The sequence below is a fragment of the Erythrobacter sp. S249 genome (assembly GCF_057364975.1).
Window position 1 is genome coordinate 1,305,497 of the sequence record NZ_CP200287.1, and the last position, 19,099, is coordinate 1,324,595.

At 59.2% G+C, this 19,099-nt stretch carries 16 protein-coding genes and 2 riboswitches; of the genes, 4 read left to right on the plus strand and 12 right to left on the minus strand.

Annotated features, from left to right (window positions below):
* Positions 1-11: 11 nt before the first annotated feature.
* From gcvH to AC0V6V_RS06115, 8 genes are all read right to left on the minus strand, one after another.
* Entirely contained in the window at positions 12-383 is a 372-nt protein-coding gene (gcvH, locus tag AC0V6V_RS06080) for a glycine cleavage system protein GcvH (protein WP_472643177.1), read from the minus strand.
* A 5-nt stretch (positions 384-388) separates the two neighbouring features.
* Entirely contained in the window at positions 389-1,546 is a 1,158-nt protein-coding gene (gene gcvT, locus AC0V6V_RS06085; protein ID WP_486164550.1) for a glycine cleavage system aminomethyltransferase GcvT, read from the minus strand.
* A gap of 58 nt (positions 1,547-1,604) precedes the next feature.
* Positions 1,605-1,710: riboswitch (glycine riboswitch) on the minus strand.
* 2 nt (positions 1,711-1,712) lie between these two features.
* Positions 1,713-1,822, minus strand: a riboswitch (glycine riboswitch).
* A 99-nt stretch (positions 1,823-1,921) separates the two neighbouring features.
* Entirely contained in the window at positions 1,922-3,130 is a 1,209-nt protein-coding gene (locus AC0V6V_RS06090; protein WP_486166248.1) for a serine hydrolase domain-containing protein, read from the minus strand.
* A 31-nt stretch (positions 3,131-3,161) separates the two neighbouring features.
* Positions 3,162-5,813 (minus strand): methionine synthase, encoded by a 2,652-nt coding sequence (gene metH / locus AC0V6V_RS06095; protein WP_486164552.1) that lies wholly within the window; start codon positions 5,811-5,813, stop codon positions 3,162-3,164.
* Positions 5,814-5,817: 4 nt separating this feature from the next.
* On the minus strand, positions 5,818-6,351 hold the full coding sequence (locus tag AC0V6V_RS06100) for a GNAT family N-acetyltransferase (RefSeq protein ID WP_486164553.1): 534 nt from the start codon (positions 6,349-6,351) through the stop codon (positions 5,818-5,820).
* Positions 6,348-7,394 (minus strand): homocysteine S-methyltransferase family protein, encoded by a 1,047-nt coding sequence (locus AC0V6V_RS06105; RefSeq protein ID WP_486164554.1) that lies wholly within the window; start codon positions 7,392-7,394, stop codon positions 6,348-6,350. Before AC0V6V_RS06105 ends, AC0V6V_RS06100 begins: the two co-directional genes overlap by 4 nt.
* A complete protein-coding gene (gene metF / locus AC0V6V_RS06110) occupies positions 7,391-8,299 on the minus strand; it encodes a methylenetetrahydrofolate reductase [NAD(P)H] (protein WP_486166056.1) in 909 nt (302 codons plus the stop codon). Before metF ends, AC0V6V_RS06105 begins: the two co-directional genes overlap by 4 nt.
* Positions 8,300-8,316: 17 nt before the next feature.
* On the minus strand, positions 8,317-9,303 hold the full coding sequence (locus tag AC0V6V_RS06115) for an ArsR/SmtB family transcription factor (RefSeq protein ID WP_486164555.1): 987 nt from the start codon (positions 9,301-9,303) through the stop codon (positions 8,317-8,319).
* A 154-nt stretch (positions 9,304-9,457) separates the two neighbouring features.
* Between AC0V6V_RS06115 and AC0V6V_RS06120 the strand changes: the two genes are divergently transcribed.
* Genes AC0V6V_RS06120 through AC0V6V_RS06135 form a run of 4 tightly spaced genes read left to right on the plus strand, consistent with a single transcriptional unit; the run spans position 9,458 to position 14,367 of the window.
* Entirely contained in the window at positions 9,458-11,365 is a 1,908-nt protein-coding gene (locus AC0V6V_RS06120) for a beta-galactosidase (protein WP_486164556.1), read from the plus strand.
* 39 nt (positions 11,366-11,404) lie between these two features.
* Positions 11,405-12,484 (plus strand): Gfo/Idh/MocA family protein, encoded by a 1,080-nt coding sequence (locus tag AC0V6V_RS06125; RefSeq protein ID WP_486164557.1) that lies wholly within the window; start codon positions 11,405-11,407, stop codon positions 12,482-12,484.
* Between the two features lie 3 nt (positions 12,485-12,487).
* On the plus strand, positions 12,488-13,441 hold the full coding sequence (locus tag AC0V6V_RS06130; protein ID WP_486164558.1) for an aldo/keto reductase: 954 nt from the start codon (positions 12,488-12,490) through the stop codon (positions 13,439-13,441).
* 8 nt (positions 13,442-13,449) lie between these two features.
* Entirely contained in the window at positions 13,450-14,367 is a 918-nt protein-coding gene (locus AC0V6V_RS06135; protein WP_486164559.1) for a TauD/TfdA family dioxygenase, read from the plus strand.
* Between the two features lie 127 nt (positions 14,368-14,494).
* Here the strand turns inward: AC0V6V_RS06135 and AC0V6V_RS06140 are convergent, their stop codons facing one another.
* From AC0V6V_RS06140 to AC0V6V_RS06155, 4 genes are all read right to left on the minus strand, one after another.
* Positions 14,495-16,198, minus strand: coding sequence for a solute:sodium symporter family transporter (locus tag AC0V6V_RS06140; protein ID WP_486164560.1), 1,704 nt, complete (start codon positions 16,196-16,198; stop codon positions 14,495-14,497).
* Entirely contained in the window at positions 16,195-17,166 is a 972-nt protein-coding gene (locus AC0V6V_RS06145) for an SDR family NAD(P)-dependent oxidoreductase (protein WP_486164561.1), read from the minus strand. Before AC0V6V_RS06145 ends, AC0V6V_RS06140 begins: the two co-directional genes overlap by 4 nt.
* Before the next feature lie 80 nt (positions 17,167-17,246).
* A complete protein-coding gene (locus tag AC0V6V_RS06150) occupies positions 17,247-18,278 on the minus strand; it encodes a PfkB family carbohydrate kinase (RefSeq protein ID WP_486138237.1) in 1,032 nt (343 codons plus the stop codon).
* A 44-nt stretch (positions 18,279-18,322) separates the two neighbouring features.
* Positions 18,323-19,075, minus strand: coding sequence for an SDR family NAD(P)-dependent oxidoreductase (locus tag AC0V6V_RS06155; protein WP_486138236.1), 753 nt, complete (start codon positions 19,073-19,075; stop codon positions 18,323-18,325).
* Between the last annotated feature and the right edge of the window lie 24 nt (positions 19,076-19,099).

Consider the following 19,099-nt stretch of genomic DNA (forward strand, 5'->3'; position numbering starts at 1 on the left):
TGGGACGACAGTCACAGATTATCGACAAACGCCTTGTACGCTTTGTCATCCATCAAGCCTTCGAGCTCGCCGGTGTCACTGATCGTGAGGCGGAAAAACCAGCCCTCTTCCTCAGGCGAGGTGTTGACCAGCGCAGGCTCATCTTCGAGCCCTGAATTGGTCTCGGTCACTTCGCCAGTGATCGGCGCGTAGACATCGCTTGCCGCCTTAACGCTTTCGACCACAGCGGCCTCGCCGCCTTTGTCGACCATTGCGCCCACATCGGGCAATTCGACGAACACGATATCGCCCAATTGTTCCTGCGCATAATCGGTGATGCCAACCGTGGCGGTTTCGCCTTCGACATCAATCCATTCATGTTCATCGGTGAAATAACGCGGCATTGTGATCAGCTCCCTCGGTAATAATTATGGGGTACAAATGGCATGGGTGAAACGGTGGCGGAAAGGCGCTTGGTGCGCACCTCAATCTCTAGTGTCTGGCCCTCGCCCGCATGGGCGGGATCGACATAGGCCATGGCGATGGGTTGGCCGAGCGTGGGCGAGAAGCCGCCGCTGGTTACGACGCCGATTTCTTCACTCCCAGCGAAGACCTTGGCCCCCTCGCGTGCAGGCATGCGGCCGTCCACTTTTAGGCCGATGCGCGTTTTCGCAGGGCCATTCACGATTTCGCTCTGAACGCGCTCTGCTCCCAGAAAGCCGCCTTCGCTGCGACGGCGCTTGTTAATTCCAAAAATCAGCCCCGCTTCGATAGGGCTGATTTCCGGCGATAGATCATGGCCGTAAAGCGGCAGGCCAGCTTCTAGACGGAGACTATCGCGCGCACCGAGGCCAATCGGCCGAACCTCTGGCTCCGCGCACAGCAGGGTCGCAATCTCTTCCGCGGCCTCTGCGGGAATCGAGATTTCAAACCCGTCCTCGCCAGTGTAGCCAGCGCGGGCAATCGTCACCACATGCCCAGCGATATCGAACCGGCCGAAGCGCATGAAGGTGAGATCAGACAGAGAATATTCGCCCGTCGCATTGCGCGCGAGCGCATCTACGGCCTTGGGGCCTTGCAGCGCGAGCAGAGCATGCTCGTCCATGTGGTGCAGCGTAATTGCATCGGGCAAATGCTCGCGCAGATGGCCGATGTCATCCCATTTGGTCGCGCCATTCACGACCAGATACAAATTACCCGGCCAGCGCGAGACCATCAGGTCATCGAGCACGCCGCCATTTTCATCGAGCAGCAGAGAATAGCGCTGACGCCCCAATTTCAGCGTTGAGAGATCAATCGGCAGAATTGCTTCGACGGCCTCATCAAGGCCTTCGCCCGACAACAGGACCTGCCCCATATGGCTCACATCGAACAAACCGGCACTAGTCCGCGTCCATTCGTGCTCTGCGACAATGCCGCCGCCTTCGCCCGTATATTGGATTGGCATTTCATAGCCGGCGAACTCGACCATGCGCGCGCCGCGTGCCCGGTGCCAGGCATCGAGCGGCAATTGCCCAATTGGCGGCGCGCCATCTTCCATATCGTCAGTGGTGTGATCGTCGCTCAATATCAGTCCCCGCACAGGCGTGCGACGCTCCACTATTGAAGCGCCGTGTCATCCTGCCCCCTCTGTCGGGAAACCTGAGAGCTTAGCTTAGCCTAGCCTTGCAGCGCGGCGAGCCTTCCCCTTCGGTGGCTTTGCGAAAGCTCGCAAGAGCGCTTTCCAGAGTGCCCATTCCAGCGCGGTCCGTTTGCCTGAGAGTTTCCGGGGCGGTTGCTCCTTCGGCGCCTTATCCGACTGCCTTGGAGGGCAAATCGGCCAAATCTCTCCCGCGAAAGATGCCAGAATCACTTCTGACGGGCATCCGTCATGTTGCGCATGCGAAGGGGTGCGTCAATCTCCGCTAAGCATTATCCGGGAAAACGCGAAACAATCGTGCGATCAGTTGGAGTTTTGCTCCACCAGCAGCGCCTGAGCGCGCGCCATTAGGTTGATTTCTCGCTGTGAGAACCCGCCCTCGTCCTCGGCCCCTTGGCGCGGAGGAACGGCGGTGGTGAAATAGGCAAACACCAACTTTCTACTTTGATTGAACCAGAGGCCTGATCGCAAGCCATATGCCTCACCTGCATGACCGGCCATTTCAGCGCCATCTGCGAAAAGCTGGTCAAGACATCCGCCCTTGGCCACTCCGATCACCTGAAATCCGAGCGCGTAATAGCAGAAGAATTCTTGCCCCTCGATCCGTTCATCCATCAATTTGGTCTGCTCTGGACCGAACACGCCATTCGCAACAATCGGTGAACCTGGCGTAATGATCGCTTGCCCAATCTTGGCGAGATCCATCATCCCAATCCGCACCCCACCTTGAGGTGAGAAGATCGAGGCGTTGGTGCCGGGCACATAGCTATCAAGATCGCATGCAGTGCCCTCCTTCACGGGTACAGTGCAATTGGGCGGCAGATCGCTTGGCTCATCGCGGGCGACCTCGCCAGTATCGCGGTAAAGCGTGACCGCGCGGGCGATCATGCCGTCATCGCAGCCCACCCAATTCAGGCACGCCTTCACGCCCAAGGGCGCAAAAACCGTGCGCTCTACGATGCGATCAAAGCGCTCACCCGTGGCCGCCTCGAGCACGGTCGCCACCACGGGCGATCCGAGGTTAGCGTATTCAAACGGAGCCTCTCCGGGCGGGCTGTCAGCATACCACGCCTCCGGCTCAGCAAGTTTCGCCTCTAGGCTTTCGCCGAGCGGAATGACGTAGCCCGCATTGTCGCGCAGGCCGGATCGGTGGGACAGCAATTGCGCCAAAGTCACCTTCGCATCGGGGAAATTGGGCGAGCGAACCTGCCAGCCCAAATAGTCCGACACATCCGCATCCAGATCGACCTTGCCCTCATCGACCAACCGCAGGGTTGCCAGCGCCATGATCAGTTTTGAAATGCTGGCGATGCGCACCGGATCATTGGCTTCGACCGCCTCGCCGCGCTCCCGATTGCGCACGCCCTCGACAATCAGCGGCGTGATCGTCTCTCGGTCGAACGCCACCACCACTGTCGCGGGCGGCGGACCGGCATCAATGTCCGGTATGGTCGCGCAGGCCGAAGTCATCGGCAGAGCAAGGAGCAGCGGAGCAAGCAATCGAGCATACATGGCCCGAGCATTGCCGCTAAACCTTGCACAATCAATCCAAATTAGGACGCAGCCAGCGTTCCGCTGTTTCCAGATCGACGCCGCGCCGCGCCGCATAATCCTCCAATTGATCGCGCCCGACGCGCGCAACGCCGAAATATTGCGATTCCGGGTGCCCGAAATAGAAGCCTGAGACGGCCGCCGTTGGATACATCGCGAAGCTCTCGGTTAGCTCCAGGCCGACGTTCTTTTCTGCTTCGAGCAGCTCAAATAGGATCGGCTTAAGCGAGTGATCCGGACAGGCAGGATAGCCCGGCGCCGGGCGAATGCCGCGATACTGCTCTTTGATAAGCGCTTCATTGGTCAGCTGCTCACCGGGCGCATAGCCCCACAGATCGGTGCGCGTGTGCTGGTGCAGACGCTCAGCAAAAGCCTCGGCAAACCGGTCAGCCAGCGCTTTCAGCAGGATATCGGAATAGTCATCCTTATCCGCTTGGAAGCGGGCCGAATGCGGATCAATCCCGTGGATTCCGACTGCAAAGCCGCCAATCCAATCCCCATCAGGATCGATAAAGTCGGCAAGGCACATATTGGCCCGGTCGCGCGATTTCTTCACCTGCTGGCGCAGGAATGGCAGCGTTATATGCTCCTCACGCCGAACGCGGTGGATCGTCACATCATCGCCGTCGCGTGCGCAGGGCCAAAGGCCCGCCACACCGCGCGCGGTCAGCCATTTTTCCGCAATGATCTGGTCGAGCATTGCATTCGCATCATCGAACAACTGGCTGGCAGTTTCGCCAACCACATCATCCGTCAGGATCGCAGGATAATTGCCGTGCAGCTCCCAAGCGCGGAAGAATGGCGTCCAATCGATATATTGCCTGAGATCCGCCAAATCCCAATCGTCAAACACATGCACGCCGGGGTTCAGCGGCGGGGCGGGTTTGTCGCTGAGGTAGGCGTCGTAATAATTGGCCCGCGCATCTTCGAGGCTTAGCAGCACGCTCGGCGTTTTGCCCGCCCGCGCTTCACGCACTTTGGTGTATTCGCCGGCGGTGTCGCCGACAAAGCCGTCGCGCTGAGTATCTGAAAGCAATTTCGACGCCACGCCAACCGCGCGGCTCGCATCGAGCACATGGATCACCGGGCCATTGTAGGCCGGATCGATCTTCAGCGCGGTGTGAACCTTGCTAGTCGTCGCTCCGCCGATCAGCAGCGGCATCGTCATCTCTGCGCGCTGCATTTCTTCGGCCACGGTCACCATCTCGTCCAGCGACGGGGTGATCAGGCCGGATAGGCCGATCATATCGACATTGTTATCGTTCGCCGTTTCCAGGATTTTCGGCCACGGCACCATCACGCCAAGGTCGATCACTTCATAGCCATTGCATTGCAGCACAACGCCGACGATGTTTTTGCCGATATCGTGCACGTCGCCCTTTACGGTCGCCATGATGATCTTGCCTTTGGCCTTACGCTCAGCCTCCGGCAGCAGATCCTTCTCAGCCTCGATAAAGGGGATAAGATGCGCGACGGCCTTTTTCATAACGCGCGCGGATTTCACCACTTGCGGCAGGAACATTTTGCCGCTGCCGAACAGATCGCCAACGACATTCATGCCGTCCATCAGCGGGCCTTCGATCACTTCAATCGGACGGCCACCTGCGTCGGCAGTGGCGCTGCGCATTTCTTCGGTGTCATCGACGATATGCGCATCGATCCCTTTGACCAGCGCATGTTCCAATCGCTTGCGAACTTCCCATCCGCGCCATTCCGCCGCCTGTTTGTCGTCTTCTTTCGATTTGCCCTTGAAGCTTTCGGCCAGGGTGATCAGCCGCTCGGTCGCGCTGTCTTCACCCTCTACCGGGCGCATCAGGATCACATCCTCACACGCATCGCGCAGCACGGGGTCAATCGTGTCATAGACATCCAATTGCCCAGCATTGACGATCGCCATGTCGAGCCCTGCGGGGATCGCATGATAGAGGAAAACGGAGTGCATCGCGCGGCGCACTGTCTCGTTCCCGCGAAAGCTGAAAGAGAGGTTGGACAGCCCCCCGCTGGTTTTCACATGTGGGCATGCAGCCTTGATCTCGCGCACAGCCTCGATGAAGTCGAGGCCATAGCGGTCATGTTCTTCGATGCCGGTGGCGACCGCAAAAACGTTGGGATCAAAGATGATATCTTCCGGTGGAAACCCGATGCTGGTGAGCAGCTCGTAAGCGCGGCTGCAAATCTCAACCTTGCGCGCCTTTGTGTCCGCCTGGCCGGTTTCGTCAAACGCCATCACCACCACAGCCGCACCGTAAGCCATGCATTTGCGCGCTTGCTCAAGGAACGGCTCTTCGCCTTCCTTCATCGAGATTGAGTTCACAATCGGCTTGCCGGATACGCATTTCAGACCAGCCTCGATCACCTCCCATTTGGAGCTGTCGATCATCACCGGAACGCGGGCGATATCAGGCTCTGCCGCGATCAGTTTGAGGAACGTCGTCATGGCGTGAACCGCATCGAGCAGCCCTTCGTCCATATTGACGTCTATCACTTGCGCGCCGTTTTCGACCTGCTGCCGCGCGACCTCGACCGCGGCGGCGTAATCATCCGCCATGATGAGTTTCTTGAACCGAGCGCTGCCGGTGACATTGGTGCGCTCACCAACATTGATGAAGCGTGCGCCAGTGGCTTGAGTGGAATTCTCGTTCATCGGGTCACTTCCGGTCCGATTCGCGCGCCAGAACGCTGTCATCGTATAGCTTGCCACCAACATTGAATTGGCGCGTACTGATTTGGGCAAAGCCTTGCTTTGTGTAAAATGCGATTGCGCGGTGATTGTCCGCCTTTACGCCCAGCAGCAATCGATCATAGCCTGCTGCGCCTTCAAGGACCGCCGCGAACAGACGCGGCGCAATTCCTTGGCCGTGAAAGCGCGAAAGCAGATAAATCTTCTTCAGCTCAATATCGCCGCTGCGCGCCGCATCCAACTCTGGTGCGGTTAGCATTGCATAGCCAACTGGTGCTCCATCCAGTTCGGCAAGCCAAGCCTTCGCGCCTTTCGTCAGCAGCTCCAACAAATAGTCGGGTGCATGCTTGTCCTGGCAATGCGCGACAAGAGCATCGCCGCTGATCTCACCTGCAAAAGTCTCAAGAAAGGTGGCGTCCGAAATCAGGCGAAGACGCGCTACGTCGTCTACGCCCGCAGGCCGGATTTTCACCGCATCCACCGCAACAGCCGCCTGAGTCATGCCGCAATCGTGAAAGGTTCTAGGCCAGCAAGTCGCATGGCCGTTTCTGGCGCAGGCACTTTGCGCGGGGAAAGGCCAGCAACAGCATCGGCAATCGCCTGAATATGCGCAGGCGACGATCCGCAGCAACCACCCAGAATATTCGCCTGGCCGTTCTCGGCCCATTGCTTGACCAGACCAGCCGTGGTCTCCGGCATTTCGTCATATTCGCCCAGCTCATTGGGCAGGCCCGCATTGGGATAGGCCATCAGCAAAGTGTCGGCGATGCCCGAAAGAACCTGAACATGCGGGCGCAGCTGATCTGCGCCAAAGCTGCAATTGAGACCGATGGTGATCGGATTGGCGTGGCGCACGGCATACCAAAATGCCTCGACCGTATGGCCGGACAAATTGCGGCCTGACAGATCGGTGAGCGTCATCGAAATCATCACTGGCACTTCGCGGCCCAGATCTGCCTCCAGCTGCTTCACCGCCATAATGCCTGCCTTGGCATTCAGCGTGTCGAACACGGTTTCGATCAGGATGAAGTCGCACCCACCCTCGATCAGCGCGGAGGCCTGTTCTTTGTAGACTGCGGTCAGCTCATCAAAGTCGATCTCGCGAAAGCCGGGATCTTCGACATCGGGGCTGAGCGATAAGGTCTTATTGGTCGGGCCTATCGCGCCTGCGACAAAGCGCGGCCGGCCGTCTTTCGCCGCATATTCATCCGCCAATGCGCGGGCGATTTTGCCACTGGCAATGTTGATCGCGGCCACCTGTTCCTCAGCGGCATAATCCGCTTGGCTGATCCGGTTGGCTGAGAATGTGTTGGTGGAGATCACATCCGATCCCGCATCCAGATAGCTGCGCGTGATGTCTTGAATCACATCGGGCCGGGTCAGGGCGAGAATGTCATTATTGCCCTTTTGATCGGCCTTCAGCCCCAGATCACCGGCATAGTCCTCTTCGGTCAGCTTGCGCTCCTGGATTTGCGTCCCGAACGCGCCGTCAAAGATCAGCACGCGCTTCTCAGCTTCCGCCCGCAGAGCTTCCCGCGCGCTCATGCCGCTTCTCCCAACGGACGTTTGCCAAGCATATGACAAATCGCATAGCTCAGCTCCGCACGGTTGAGCGTGTAGAAATGAAACTGGCGCACACCGCCTGCATAAAGCTTGCGGCACAGCTCTGCGGCAATCGTCGCAGAGACCAGCTGGCGCGCAGCCGGGCGTTCGTCCAAGCCGTCAAACAAGCCTTCCATCCAAGCTGGTATCGCCGTGCCGCACATGCCGGACATCCGCTGAACCGCAGCGAAGCTCATCACCGGCATGATGCCGGGCACAATCTCACCATTGATCCCGGCCGCCGCCGCTTTGTCGCGGAAGCGGAAGAAGCACTCTGGCTCAAAAAAGAACTGGGTGATGGCGCGGGTTGCGCCTGCTTCAAACTTCGCTTTCAAATTGTCGATATCGGCCTGTGCATCAGGGGAATCCGGGTGAACTTCTGGATAGGCTGCAACGGATATCTCGAAATCAGCGACCTTCTTTAGACCCGCGATCAGCTCCACCGCATTGGCGTATCCACCGGGGTGCGGCGTGTATCCGCCCGCGTCCTCAGGCGGGTCTCCGCGCAAGGCAACGATATGGCGGATACCGCTTTCCCAATAATGCCGCGCCACCGCATCCACCTCTTCGCGGGTTGCGTTGACGCAGGTCAGATGCGCTGCTGCTGGAATATTCGCTTCGTTCTGGATCCGCACCACTTGTTCATGGGTCCGTTCCCGCGTCGATCCCCCGGCACCATAGGTCACCGAGACAAAGCGCGGCCCCAGCGGTGAAAGCGTGTCGACACTGCTCCACAGGGTCTCTGCCATCTTCTCTGATTTGGGCGGGAAGAATTCAAAGCTGATATCAATGTCACCGGGCAATCCGGAGAAAAGCGGCGTATCCAAAGCCGTGCGCGCTTCATGCATTTGATCGAGGGTCGGGCTCACGCTGTGCGCTCCTTAGCGGGGGTTGAGAGAGGGTTGCTGCGGCGTTCGCCGAGCCAAATTTTTACGGTCAGCTGCTCGCCGTCGAGTGCTTGGGGCGCTTCGGGCTTAAAGCCTGCGTCAAACAAGAGGTCGCGCAATTGCGCATCGGAAAAGCCGAGGCGCGCGTGCGCGTGCCGATCGCGCAATTCTTCGTGATTGTGCGCGGCAAAATCGACGATCGCGATGCGCCCGCCGGGCCGCGTGACCCGCGCCGCCTCCACCAGTGCTAGCGCTGGATCCTGCACGAAATGAAGCACTTGGTGGATCACAATGGTATCAAAGCTCGCGGCGGCAAAGGGTAGATCGCCGAGATCACCCTGCACCAACTCGATTTGCTCGGTCGGAAGATGTTGCAGCTTAGCTCGCGCGATCCGCAGCATCTCGAGGCTCTTATCGAGCGCTACAATCCGTTCTGCGCTACCTGCGAACAATTCCGCCATGCGGCCCGTTCCCGTGCCAATATCAAGCAGCGCTCCAAGCGGCGCACCGCCCAGGGCGCGCGTTAAAGCCTTCTCGACCTCACTATCTGAGCTGTGCAAGCGGCGCAGCTCATCCCATTCGCCGGCATGGCGCGCAAAGTAACCCTCGGCGGCTTCTTCGCGGGCGGTCCGGATCGCGGCCAGCTTTCGCATATCCTCAGCGCAGGCCTGGCCAAAATCCTGATCTTCCACCTCAGCAATGGCGAGCAAACGCGCAACTGCCTCTACCACGGGGGAGGCTTGCTCCGCCCCGCCCTGCATCCGCAGGAACACCCAGCTGCCCTCGCGCCGGCGCTCTGCCAGGCCCGCATCGCACAAAATGCCGACATGGCGCGAGACGCGCGGCTGGCTCTGTCCGAGCACTTGCGCGAGTTCGCCCACGGCCAATTCCATCGCCGAAAGCAGGCGCATGATGCGCAGCCGAGTGGGGTCGGCCAGCGCGCGGAAGATTGTGTCGATATTCATCGTGAAGGCGACATATAAAGATATTTTTATATCTGTAAATGCACCAAAGCCATAGGAGTTAACCCTTAGGCCGATAATCGAACAACGCGCAGACTTGCTTTCTGATCCGCCGGGCGCGAAACCCCGCTTTCGGAAACGCCAAAGGACGCGCAAAATGAAGCTGGGTTGCTGCTATTATCCCGAACATTGGCCGGAGGATATGTGGGCCGATGATGCGCGGCGCATGGCCGAAATGGGGCTGTCTCTGGCACGGATCGGCGAATTTGCCTGGAGCCGGATTGAGCCGCAGTCGGGCAAATTTGAGTGGGATTGGCTCGACCGGGCGATTGAGACACTCGCCGATGCGGGCCTCAACATCATCCTTGGCACGCCTACGGCGACGCCGCCCAAATGGCTGGTCGATCAAATGCCGGACATCGTCGCGATTGACGAGCAAGGCCGTCCGCGCGGCTTTGGCTCGCGGCGGCATTATTGCTTTTCACACATGGGATACCGCGCCGAGAGCCGCCGGATCACCGCGGCCATGGCAGAGCGTTATGGCACTCATCCTGCGATCACCATGTGGCAAACCGACAATGAATATGGCTGTCATGACACGGTTTTGAGCTTCTCAAAGGCAGCAGCTGAGCGTTTCCGCGAGTGGCTCGCCGCGCGATACGGCTATGTCGATGCGCTGAATGCCGCGTGGGGCAATGTCTTCTGGAGCATGGAATATCGCGCCTTTGCTGAAGTCGATCCGCCGCAGCTCACCGTAATCGAGGCAAACCCAGCGCATTGGCTAGACTACCGCCGATTTGCCTCCGACGAGGTCGCCAGCTTCAACCGCGAGCAGACTGAAATTCTGCGCGCCGCAACGCCGAACCGCGATATCACTCACAATTTCATGGGGTTCTTCACCGAGTTCGATCACTATGACGTCAGCCAGGATTTGGATGTCGCGACCTGGGACAGCTACCCGCTTGGATTTCTGGAGCAATTCTGGTTCAGCGAAGACGAAAAGCGGGATTTTCTGCGCCAAGGCCATCCCGACATCGCCGCCTTTCACCACGATCTTTATCGTGGCTGCACGGGCGGGCGCTGGGGCGTGATGGAGCAGCAACCGGGCCCGGTGAACTGGGCGCACTTCAATCCTGCGCCGCTGCCCGGAATGGTGGCGCTATGGACGCTGGAGGCGATGGCGCACGGGGCGGAATTCACCAGCTATTTCCGCTGGCGGCAGGCCCCATTTGCGCAAGAGCAAATGCACGCAGGCCTGCTGAGGCCCGACAGTGAAGAAGCGCCAGCAGCCGACGAAGTGCGAGAGGCCGCAAGGGTGATTGCTGATATCGGCCCGCAAGAGACCGCGCGCGCTCCTGTCGCTCTGGTGTTCTCTTACGAGGCCGCTTGGGTATGCGGTATTCAGCCACAGGGAAAGAGTTTCCGCTATCTGGAGCTGGTGTACGAGCATTATTCCGCGCTGCGCCGCGCGGGGCTCGACGTCGATATTGTCTCGCCCGCCGCAGACCTGACGGACTATCAAATGGTCGTCATCCCAACCCTGCCGATTGTGCCAGATGGCTTCGCGGAGAAACTGGCGGCGCTTGAATGCCCCATTCTGATCGGGCCCCGCTCTGGCAGCAAAACGAGCAGCTTCTGCATTCCTGACAATTTGGCACCCGGCGCATTGCAGGAGCTGTTTGCGCTTAAAGTCACCCGCGCCGAAAGCATTCGCGATGGCGTGAACGAGCCGGGTGATGGCTTTGATATCACACGTTGGCGCGAGGATATTACGAGCGACCTCGAACCCGAATTTGCCGACGCCGATGGCTGCGGCGTGGTCTATAAGCACAGCGATCGCCGCTATGTTTCTGTCTGGCCCGATCGCGCCTTGCTGGACCGGCTCATAGAGCGCATGGCAAGCGAAGCGGGTGTTGCCCTCACCGCCCTGCCCGAAGGTTTGCGCACCCGCCGCAGCGCCTCGCATATCTTCGCGTTCAACTATTCCAGCAGGCCTGTGGTTTGGCCTGAAACCGGTGAGGAAATTGCGCCCGCTGGCTATGCGATTACTCAACGCGGCGCATGATCACTTGCCATTCCGCCGCCGCGCAGACATGAGCCAGCCATGAGCATCGCACGCAAATACGCAATCATCGGATGCGGCATGATGGGCCGCGAGCATATGCAGAACTTGGCGCTGGTTTCCGGCGCGGAGCTGGTCGCGATTGCCGATCCTGATGCCGGATCTCGCAGCGCCGCCAAGGCGCTCGCAAACGAGCTTGGTCAGGCCATCACCTGCTATGACGATAATGCCGCCATGCTGCGCGAGGCGAACCCCGACGCCGTCATCATCGCATCGCCCAATTTCACGCATTACGAAGTCGTTGCGCCGGTCATGGAAGCGGGCTGCGCGGTGCTGCTCGAAAAGCCGATGTGCACCAGCGTCGATGATGCAGAGGCGCTGGCCAAAATCGCGCGCGACTATGAGGGGCTTTTCTGGGTCGGTCTCGAATACCGCTACATGCCGCCGGTCACACGCTTTATTGAGCGGGTTCATGCTGGCGAGGCGGGCGATATCAAAATGCTCGCCATTCGCGAGCACCGCTTCCCATTCCTCGAGAAGGTCGGCGATTGGAACCGTTTCAACCGTAACACTGGCGGCACCTTGGTGGAGAAATGCTGTCACTTCTTCGACCTAATGCGGCACATCCTTCGCGATGAACCCGTGCGCGTGTTTGCCAGCGGCGCTCAGGACGTAAACCACCTCGATGAAACATATGGCGGCGAAACGCCCGACATTATAGACAACGCCTTTGTCATGGTGGATTTCGCAGGCGGAGCGCGCGCCGTACTGGACCTGTGCATGTTCGCTGAAGGGTCTGAGCAGCAAGAAGAAATCAGCGCGGCCGGCCCCATCGGCAAGATGGAAGTGAAGCTGCCGCGCGGCCAAGTGATCTGGTCTCCGCGTGATAGGTCTGGCCCGCACCGCGAGACTGTCGAAACCCCTGCCGATGCCCTCGCCGCTGGTGATCATCACGGGGCAACATATTATCAGCTGCGCGATTTCCACGCGGCGCTGCTGAGCGGCGGCGAACCGCTGATTACGGCTCGCGATGGCTATCGCTCGGTTGTCATCGGCGCTGCTGCCCAGCAAAGCATCGCCACCGGCCAGCCGGTCGAACTCAATTTCTCAGACGAAGGTTAGACTATGCCGCAAATCCTGCCCCCAATCGGCTTTGGCCTTTGGAAAATCCCGCGCGAAGATACGGCAGCAACCGTCATTGAGGCTATCCGCGCAGGCTATCGCCATTTCGACAGCGCCGCGGATTACGGCAATGAGATTGAAACCGGGCAAGGAATTGCGCAGGCGATCGCTGAAGGTCTGGTGACCCGTGATGAGCTGTGGATCACCTCTAAGTTGTGGAACACATTCCACGCGCCCGAACATGTCGAAGAAGCATGCCGAAAGTCTCTGGATGACCTGGGCGTCGAGCAGCTTGATCTCTATCTGATCCATTTCCCGATCGCGCTTGAATATGTGCCTATTGAGACACGCTATCCGCCTGAATGGGTGCATGATCCCGCCGCGAACTCCGGCATGAAACTGGCCAACGTTCCGCTGCATGCGACATGGGCAGCGATGGAGGCTCTGGTCGATAAAGGCCTCGTGAAGCAGATCGGCGTATGCAACTACAACACCGGCTTGATCCATGATTTGATGAGCTATGCCCGGATCGTACCAGCGATGCTGCAAGTAGAATCTCACCCATTCCTGACACAGGAGAAGCTGATCCGCTGCGCGGGGGCCTACGGCATTCCTGTCACCGCCTTTTCCCCGCTCGGCGCGCAAAGCTATTTCGAGCTCGACATGGCGGAAAAGGAAGAGAGCGTGCTCGGCTCTGCCCCGGTTATGGTGGCGGCTCAGTCGCATGGCAAAACGGCGGCGCAAGTGGTTCTGCGCTGGGGCGTGCAGCGCGGCACGGCGGTGATCCCAAAGACCACCAAGCCTGAACGGATGCGTGAGAATCTCAGCATTGATGATTTTGAACTGAGCCAGGTTGAGATGGCCGCGATCAGCGCGCTCAATCAGGACCGCCGGTTCAACGATCCTGGTGTGTTCGCTGAGGCGGCGTTCGGCACCTTCCACCCGATTTACGATTGAGCGGCGCGATGAGTGACACCCCCGAATTCCCAGCCATCATCACCGGCGGCGGCGATCTAAGCGCGTTCATCAGCGCGAATAAGCCAGCGGTCGATGCGGCGCTGGATCATGCAGGTGCCCTGCTGTTTCGCGGGTTCGATGTACCAGACCCCCTCGCCTTCGATGCGGCGATTGAGGCTTACGGTGAGGCTGGGTTCACCTATGAGGATTCGCTCTCCAATGCGGTGCGCACCAATGTGACGCCGCGCGTCTTCACCGCCAATGAAGCGCCGCCAGAGACTGAGATTTTCCTGCATCATGAGATGGCGCAGACCCCGCTGTTTCCAGCGAAACTGTTCTTCTATTGTGAGATCGCGGCGCAAAGCGGCGGAGCGACGCCGCTGTGCCGGTCCGACTGGGTGCTCGATCAATTGCGCGACGCCAATCCGGAATTCGTCGCGCGCGTCGAGGCCGAGGGCGTGCGCTACACCAATGTCATGCCGGGCCGCGATGATGCCGGTTCTGGCCAAGGGCGCAGCTGGCGCAGCACGCTGAGCGTGGCCGATCAGGCGGGCGCAGAAGCGCGGCTCTCAGAACTCGGCTATTCATGGGAATGGCTGGAGGATGAAAGCCTGCGCGTCACCACTGCGGCTTTGCCCGCTGTGCGCGAGCTTGCCAGCGGCGGCACCAGCTTCTTCAACCAGCTGATCGCGGCGTTTAGGGGCTGGGCCGACAGCCGCAATGATCCTAACCGTGCGATTACCTTTGGCGGCGGCGAGCCGATAACGCCGGAAGAGATGGCCGATGCGATCCGCATTGCGGATGATCTCACCCATGATCTGGCGTGGCAGGCCGGCGATGTCGCTTTGCTCGACAATTATCAAGTGATGCACGGTCGGCGGCCATTCGCGGGCAAACGCCGGGTGCTGGCCTCGCTGATTGCCTAAATTTTCACCTCGTCATGCTGAACTTGTTTGTGCAAGCACGTCTTCGACTCCAGCATCCATCGCCCACTCAACATTCGCGGTTTGTACTGGGGATGGACCCTGAAGCGAGTTCAGGGTGACGGATTGACTAAGCGTTTGCTCGATTTGCCGACCATATCCACACGGCAACATTCCCGACCGTTAACGCACCGAGCAGACCAAAAAACACCACCCCCGGACCGGCCACCGACGCCAGCCCCAGCGGCGAGAACAGCAGGTAGGTCGCCACGACACAGCTGAACAGCGTCACCGCCAGCGGCTTGGCAAAGCGCCACGGCCTCATATCGACCTGCTGTTTGCGGGTGAATTGCCACGCCTCTGCGCGCGGACGCAGCCAGCCGCAGGCCAGCATGATGCCAACCTCGATCCAAAACAGCACCGCATAGAGATGGATGAAGTGCAGTGTGATCACATCATCAAACACGAAGCGGATGAGACAGTATGTGACCACATGGAAGATGATCACCAGCTTCGCGCCCAGCGCAGGAACGCGCGATGTAAACAGGCCGACGATCACGATCACCACCGTCGGGATGTTGTAGAAACCAGTGAAGACCCGGATGATCTGCCACAGCCCTTCTGGTGAGAAATAGAGCAGCGGCGCGACCACGAAAGAGAACAGCGCGATCACCAGGCTGGCGATTTTGGCGACCCGCACCAATTCTGCGTCACTCGCCTCACCGCCGCGCGCGGGCGCATAAACGTCCAAGGCAAACAGGGTCGCGGCGGAATTAAGCAGAGAATTGAAAGAACTGAACACCGCGCCCAGCAGCACCGCGAGGAAAAAGCCGGACAGATAGACCGGTAAGACGTCTCGGATCAGCCTTGGATAGGCCTCGTCAATCGTGCCCAGTCCCGGGCCATAAAGGTGGAACGCGATGACGCCAGGGATCATCATCATGAACGGCACCAGAATCTTGAAAAAGCCAGAAAACAGGACGCCCTTTTGTCCCTCAGCAAGGCTTTGTGCGCCTAGCGTGCGCTGGATCACATATTGATTGGTGCACCAGTAAAACAGGTTGGCGAAGATCATGCCGGTGAAGATCGTACCGAACGGCGTGGGATCATCCGCCGCGCCAATCGCGTTCAGCTTCTCTGGGTTTTGCGTGGTGATCTGGGCCAGGCCATCGCCAAAGCTTCCGCCGCCCAGCGCGATCAGGCCAAACACCGGTACAAGCACTCCGATGATGAGCAAGCCCGCGCCATTGAGCGTGTCGGAGATCGCCACCGCGCGCAGCCCTCCGAATATCGCATAGACCGCACCGGTGACGCCGATCGCAATCACCGTCATCACCAATGCCGGGAAGTATGCGAGACCGGTCAGCGTGGGCACATCGAACAAGAGCAGCACCGCGACCGAGCCGGAATAGAGAACGCTAGGGATCGTCACGAGGCCGTAGCCAAGCATGAACAGCACCACCGACATGCGGCGAACCACCGGGTCGAACCGGTCATTGAGGAATTGCGGCAGGGTGGTGAAGGCGCCCGCGAGATATTTCGGCAGGAATATGAGCGCCATCGCAATGGTCGCGACCGCCGCCGTTACCTCCCAGCCCATGCTCGACATGTTGTAGCCATAGGCGGAACCGTTCAGCCCGATCAGCTGCTCTGCGGAAAGGTTGGTGAGCAGTAGCGAGCCTGCAATAAAGGTCGCGCCGAGCCCGCGCCCCGCGAGGAAATAGCCGTCTTTGGTATCAGCCGTCCCGCGCGTTTTCAGCCAGCTGATCCATCCGACCAGCGCCATAAAGAACACGCAGCTGAGCGCGGTGAAGAGCAGACTGCCTGAACTCACTCGGCGGTTTCCAGCAATTTGGCATAGTGATCGCGCAGGGTGTCTTCGCCGAATTCAGGGGTCATATCGGGATCATATTGGCCGGTTTCCGGGTCGAGCACCAGCATGCTTTCCGTCGCATAATAGCGCGCGATCCGGGCGTATTCGGCTTTTTCCGCGCACCAACTCGACCACCGCTCTCCAACAGCGAACAGGCATGCGAACACGCTCATCATGCCAACCGGCACGCGCCGCACCTTGACCTCACGCCCGAGCAAATCGCCCAGCATTGCGGCTTGGTCGAGCGGGCCAATTGCTGGCCCCGGACCGCCAATTGGCAGAATACGATTGTGCCGCTCAGGATCGGTAAGGCAATCGGCGATAAAGCGCGCAAGGTCCGCGTCGCTGATCGGCTTGCACCGGGTCAGCTCGCCATCGCCGAAAACCATAAAAGGCTTGCCCTTTTGTACGCCTTTGACTTGCCCGGACAGGGACTTCAAGAAGGCCGTTGGCCGGACGATTGAATATGTCAGGCCTGACGCGGCAAGCTCCGCCTCGAACTTCAGCTTTGCGCGCTGGAATGCGAGCAGCGGCTTTTGAACGCAGATGGCGGACAGCAAAATGAAATGCCGCGTCCCAGCAGCCTTCGCGGCCGCGAGGGCATTCGCATTCGCCGCGAAGTCGATGACCTCGGCATCTTTCGCCGTGCCGCTGCGAGAGGCGAGGCACGAGACGACTGCATCGAACGGACCGCCTTGGAAAAGGTCGCGTCCAATCGAAGTAGAGTCAGTGACATCGCCAAAGCGGCATTCAGCGCCTGCTTGCTGGAGCTCTTGAACGATAGCATCCGCCGCTGGTGAGCGCCGCAGGGCCGCGGCCACTTCATGCCCGTCGGACAACAAGGCGGCCACGACCGCCCGGCCAATCGTCCCGCTCGCGCCCAAAACAAGTACGTGTTTTTCAGGGCACTTTTGCGCGTTGGCTTCCATGCTGGCGACCCTATCAGGCAGCCCGCACCGGTCAAATCATCGCTGTGTGTAAGCTGGCCGGGTTTGACACCGGCCAGAACTTACCGTTGCACGCGTCCTGAGCCGTCACCTGACATGAGTTTCTCAACTTCAGGCACAGTCACACGGTTAAAGTCGCCCATGATCGTGTGCTTGAGCGCGCTAGCCGCAACCGCAAACTCCAGGCTTTGCTGGCGGTCTTCATATGCGTTGAGGCCATAGATCAGCGCCGAGGCAAAGCTGTCGCCCCCGCCAACGCGGTCAACGATATCGGTCAGCGCGTATTTCTTCGACAGCATAAACCCGTCATCGCGCGTGCGCAGGCAAGCCGACCAATTGTTGCGATCCGCGCTCAGGCTTTCGCGCAGCGTGATCGCGATCGTGTGCATATTGGGGTAGATGTCGAGCACCTTTTGACCCAGCGCTTCATACTTTTTTGTATCCAGCTCGCCGCTTTCCACATCCACATCAACGGTGATGTCGAGCGATTTTTGGCAGTCTTCCTCGTTCGCAATGCCAACATCGACATATTTGACGAGCTCGCGCATTACCTCTGGCGCGCTCTTGCCATACTTCCACAGCTTGCCGCGGAAGTTGAAGTCGCAAGAGACGGTAACGCCTGCCTCTTTCGCAGCCTTAACGCAGGCCATCGAAAGGTCTGCTGCAGACTGGCTGAGCGCAGGGGTGATCCCCGTGATGTGGAGCCATTTGGCCCCTTTGAAGATCACCGGCCAGTCGAATTCATCCATATCTGCGTTGCAGATTGAGGAATTGGCCCGATCATACACCACTTTGGAAGGGCGCTGGTTGGACCCCGTCTCTAGGAAATAGATCCCCACCCGGTCGCCAGAGCGACTGATATGCGCGGTGTCCACACCGAACTTGCGCAGCTCCATGATCGCATTTTCGCCGATATCATTGTCGGGCAACGCGCTCACGAACCCGGCATCAAGGCCGTAGTTCGACAGCGCCACAGCGACATTCGCCTCGCCGCCGCCAAAGGTCGCCTCAAAACCAGGCGACTGAAAAAAGCGCTCATGCCCCGGCGTTTTTAGCCGCAGCATGATCTCACCAAATGAAAGAAATTGCGTCATGGGGAGAAGATCCAAGTCCTAGAGAATTTTAAGGGAAAGGCCGCTTACGAGAAAGCGAGGCCGCCATTTATGTCGATATTGGCACCGGTGATGAAGGAAGCTTCTTCCGATGCCAGGTAAGCGACAAGATCAGCGGTTTCTTCCGCGCGGCCTTGACGCTTAAGTGGGGTGGAGTTCGCGACATTTTCACGCGCTGCGTCAGGCGTGAAATCATCGTGGAACTTGGTTGCGATCATGCCGGGGCACAGCGCGTTGACACGGATACCGTCTGGGCCAAGCTCTTTGGCAAGACCGCGGGTCATGGTCATCACAGCGCCTTTTGACGTGGCATAGGCAATCGCGCCGCCGCCGCCGCCATCGCGGCCTGCAAGGCTGGCAAGATTGATGATCGCCGCGCCCGCACTCATGTGAGGCACAGTGGCCTTACACGCGAGGAAAGTTGACGTGGTGTTGAGCTGCATGACGAAGTTGAAGAACTCTTCATCCATCTCGCCCAGCTTCTTACGAGCGACAAGGCCGCCTGCATTGTTCACTAGGATGTGAATGGCATCGCCAAAGGCGGCGGTTGCGGCCGCGATCAGCGCGTCGACTTCGGCGGGCTTGGTCACGTCAGCTTTGACTTTGATCGCTTTGCCGCCAGCGGCTTCAACAGCGGATACGGTTGCATCTGCATCCGCTTCATTGCTGTTGTAGTTCACCACAACATTCGCGCCTTCGCTGCCGAGCTTCACGCAAACAGCGCGGCCAATATCACGGCTGCCGCCGGTCACGATTGCAGTTTTGCCTTCAAATTTCATTGTGTTTTCGTCCTATTTTTGGGG